This is a genomic window from Psychrobacter sp. FME13, from assembly GCF_014861395.1.
Lineage (GTDB): Bacteria > Pseudomonadota > Gammaproteobacteria > Pseudomonadales > Moraxellaceae > Psychrobacter.
Map to the genome: position 1 here is coordinate 1 of NZ_RRYV01000290.1, position 1468 is coordinate 1468.

Here is a 1468-nt window from a genome sequence, read left to right on the forward strand (position 1 = left end):
ATAACAATTGAATTTGTTAATTATTTTATAACATTTTTAAGTAGGATTGACTATATCTTGCTAGTACAGCGCCTGTTAACCGAATGGGCTGAGTATATTGTTGCGACGATAGAGCCAAAAACGGACACTCGAATATTTGTTGATTTACAAAATAATAAGCCACCTGCCTATTTGACTGCCAGTTCTGCAATTAATCCATATGAAGATCGCTATCACTGTTTATTTATAGAATTGATGCCGATGCTAGAGTACCTTAGCTCACGTCGTCAGGTCTTAGTTCAAGAAGGTAGTGAAGGGCTTGAGAGCTACTTACTTAACAATATAGCGATGACAATGCGTTATCATTATCTAAAGTCGCCACCGAAGTTAGTGAAGAAACGTGATATAAGAAAAGAAGCTGTTTTGGTTACAGGCTTTAATAATATTCATTATCATGTAGGTGGTTCACATCTTTTTGCAAGCTTGATTGCGATGAATGAGCTGCCAGAGAAGCATCGACCTCGTTATGATACTGTTAGTAAAAAACAGGATAGTAGTGATATATTAGCCAGTGAAATTCTTGATGCTAACGATCAGTCATCATTATTTCGTACGCTGATATTACCTTCAACAGTAGATATTTTGGATAAAGGAAGTGATCGAGTAAGCCTTACTGAAGAAAGTCTTCATGCATTAGTCGCTGACGATGATGCAATGGCTGACGATGTTATTATTAAGACTGCACCGCCATTGTTATATCTTATGAGTCTTTTTTTAGTCTGTCGGTCTGAAACAGTTGCATCACCAGATTGGTCAATAGGTGTAGTGCGTTGGCTGAATCTTGATACTGACAAACCAGAAGTTGATTGGCAAGTGCTTGGAAATCATGTCGTGGCTTGTGGACTGCGTTTAGAAGGTACAGAAACACGCAGTCAGCACTTTGTACCAGCATTTATTCTTGGTAGGGAGGAGGAGCTTCAAACTATCGGAACTATGATAGTGCCAACAGCTTATTTTCAAACAGGTGACAGAGTCATCATGCGTATCAATGCCAAACAAACCTCGTTACGTTTGGGTAAGCGTCTACTGATTACAGATGAGTTTAGTCAGTATGAGGTCGTTCAGCTATAGCTGTTGGGTTTTGCCGAAAAAAATAGAAAAGTAGTGATATGAATAGAGATTTGGTTAGGCATTATTTAAATAGAGCTTGAGCTTTAATAGCCATAGAATTTAGTCATGCTAGACAATGATGGCAAGTTAGTCTGCAACCAGTTATATTATTGTCTATAATGATAAATATTAGGTGGTGTATCAAAAAGTATGCTGGAGTAATAAAAGAAGGGTGACAGCCGAAGCAAGATGATATATTTGAGGTTATGAAGACACAAATACAGATCAATTGCCCCGACTGTCACAGTCCCAGTTTTTCGATACACGGCAAAAAAAGCTATGGCAAGCAGAACTACCAGTGCAAGGACTGCAAACGTCA

General features: G+C 38.4%; 1 protein-coding gene and 1 pseudogene. Both read left to right on the forward strand.

The genetic code is table 11. The features are described 5' to 3' along the window. Window positions 1–1110: pseudogene (locus tag EI164_RS16080) on the forward strand (hypothetical protein); the annotation flags it as partial. Window positions 1111–1355: 245 nt separating this feature from the next. Continuing rightward, window positions 1356–1468, forward strand: a 113-nt coding sequence (locus EI164_RS17555; RefSeq protein ID WP_413038446.1) for a transposase, incomplete at its 3' end; no start/stop codon positions are given.